The following is a 2,341-nucleotide window of genomic DNA, read 5'->3' as shown; positions in this document are numbered from 1 at the left end:
TGTGCTCTAACCAACTGAGCTACGTAGCCATCTTTTTTTCGCGATACCTTATCGGCGTTGCGGGGCGCATTATGCGTATAGAGCCTTGCAGCGTCAACCTCTTTTTCAAGGAAAATTGCTCGAAAGTGACTGTTTGGTTAGGTTGCGAACAGCGTGGCGCTATATTCGTCAATTATTGTTTACTTTGTGTTTTTTCCCCACCCTACAGCCATTCTTTTGTCGTACAGGATGAAATTCAGAATTCAACAATAGTGGTGGGAAATTAATCTATGAAGTACTGGCCTACAGTGATGAATTGTCAAACAGTGATGTGGCAAACCCGGAACATTTCCTCACTGCGTATCAGAATCAACAAGCTCCCCAGTAACTGAAATTGCCCCGGAATTCTCCGGGGCGTTAATACACTTCTTATTTATATGCCGACTGGTGAACGCCGACCGCGCGGCCAGACGGATCGTCCATTTTCTTGAACGCTTCATCCCACTCGATCGCTTTGGCAGAAGAACAGGCGACGGATGGGCCGCCCGGTACGCACTCAGCGGCGCTCGGAAGCGGGAACAATTCTTCAAAGATTTCCCGGTACAGATACGCTTCTTTTGAGGCCGGTGTGTTGTACGGGAAGCGGAAGCGGGCGGTTTCCAGTTGTTGATCAGAAACTTGCTGCGCCGCCACTTCTTTCAGGGTGTCGATCCAGCTATAACCGACGCCATCCGAGAACTGCTCTTTCTGCCGCCAGGCCACGCTTGCGGGCAAATACGATTCAAAACATTCACGCAGGATGTGTTTTTCCATTTTGCCGTTGCCGCACATTTTATCCTGTGGGTTAATGCGCATTGCCACATCGAGGAATTTCTTGTCGAGGAACGGAACGCGTGCTTCCACGCCCCAGGCTGACATCGCTTTGTTGGCGCGCGCGCAGTCATACATATGTAGAGCCAGCAGTTTACGTACTGTCTCTTCATGTAGCTCTTTGGCGTTCGGCGCTTTGTGGAAGTAAAGATAACCACCAAACACTTCGTCAGAACCTTCACCGGACAGCACCATTTTAATGCCCATCGCCTTGATCTTACGCGACATTAAATACATCGGTGTTGAAGCACGAATAGTCGTCACGTCATACGTTTCGATGTGGTAAATCACGTCGCGGATGGCATCGAGACCTTCCTGTACGGTGAAGTGAATTTCATGATGTACAGTACCCAGATGGTTTGCCACTTCCTGTGCCGCTTTCAGATCCGGTGAACCCGGCAGACCCACGGCAAAAGAGTGCAACTGCGGCCACCAGGCTTCGGAACGTTCCTGATCTTCCACGCGACGGGCGGCGTATTTCTTGGTGATAGCGGAAATAATTGAGGAATCCAGACCACCAGAGAGCAGCACACCGTAAGGCACATCAGACATCAGATGGCTTTTCACGGAATCTTCCAATGCCTGACGTAGCTCGTTTTTGTCGGTCACGTTATCTTTCACCGCATCGTAGTCGAACCAGTCACGGTGATAATAAGAACGGATTTCGCCGTCCTGACTCCACAAATAGCTCCCCGCCGGGAACTCTTTAATCGTGCGGCAAACCGGCACGAGGGCTTTCATTTCTGAGGCCACATACAGCTGACCGTGTTCGTCATAGCCCATATACAGCGGGATGATCCCCAGATGGTCGCGACCAATCAGGTATGCATCTTTTTCGCTGTCGTACAGGGCAAAGGCAAACATGCCCTGCAAATCGTCAAGAAATTCCGCCCCTTTTTCCTGATATAGCGCGAGGATCACTTCGCAGTCAGATCCGGTCTGGAACTGGTAACGATCGCCATACTCAGCACGCAGTGCCTGGTGGTTGTAGATTTCACCGTTTACTGCCAGCACATGAGTTTTTTGTTGGTTGTAGAGAGGTTGCGCCCCCGCGTTAACGTCAACAATTGACAGACGTTCGTGAGCGAGAATGGCGTTATCGCTGGCATAAATACCGGACCAGTCCGGGCCACGATGACGCATCAGGCGTGACAGCTCGAGTGCTTTTTTACGCAGTTCAACTGCGTCTGTTTTGATATCGAATACGCCAAAAATTGAACACATAACCTTCTCCGTTAACCTGGTATTTGTTGCTTGTTGTGTTTGCTTGTTTAAAAAAATGCCGCAAAGCAGCACTGTGCGCAAGCGATTTGGCGGTGGAAAAATAAAAAACGTAATGGTGATTGCTGATTGATGAAAAAGGGTAGGGTATGGTGGCGTGTTTATTGATGAATCGATAATTTTTAGCGGGTTTTATTGAATGGTTATATTTTACGGGGGCCAAATTGCTGACAAAGTGCGATTTGTTCATGCCGGATGCGGCGTGAACGCC

2 protein-coding genes and 1 pseudogene are annotated in these 2,341 nt (G+C 49.5%); 1 reads left to right on the top strand and 2 read right to left on the bottom strand.

Annotation, left to right across the window (positions count from 1 at the left end; all coding sequences use genetic code 11):
- A pseudogene (locus tag EQY_RS26730) lies at window positions 1-266 on the top strand (hypothetical protein); the annotation flags it as partial.
- 142 nt (window positions 267-408) lie between these two features.
- Here EQY_RS26730 and asnB read toward each other — a convergent pair.
- Both asnB and EQY_RS26725 read right to left on the bottom strand, forming a co-directional pair.
- Window positions 409-2,073 (bottom strand): asparagine synthase B, encoded by a 1,665-nt coding sequence (gene asnB, locus EQY_RS0105745; RefSeq protein ID WP_000337054.1) that lies wholly within the window; start codon window positions 2,071-2,073, stop codon window positions 409-411.
- A partial coding sequence (locus EQY_RS26725; RefSeq protein ID WP_237712259.1) for a hypothetical protein occupies window positions 2,027-2,341 on the bottom strand: 315 nt, incomplete at its 5' end. The genes EQY_RS26725 and asnB, both read right to left, overlap by 47 nt.

The sequence above is a fragment of the Escherichia sp. TW14182 genome, from assembly GCF_000208525.1.
GTDB lineage: Bacteria > Pseudomonadota > Gammaproteobacteria > Enterobacterales > Enterobacteriaceae > Escherichia > Escherichia ruysiae.
Note: the sequence above shows the minus strand (reverse complement) of the source record. Positions and strands in the feature narration are given on the sequence as shown.

What these genes read in the sequence shown, in the direction of transcription:
- asnB (WP_000337054.1), bottom strand. Translation starts at nt 2,073, where the DNA reads ATGTGTTCAATTTTTGGCGTATTCGATATCAAAACAGACGCAGTTGAA.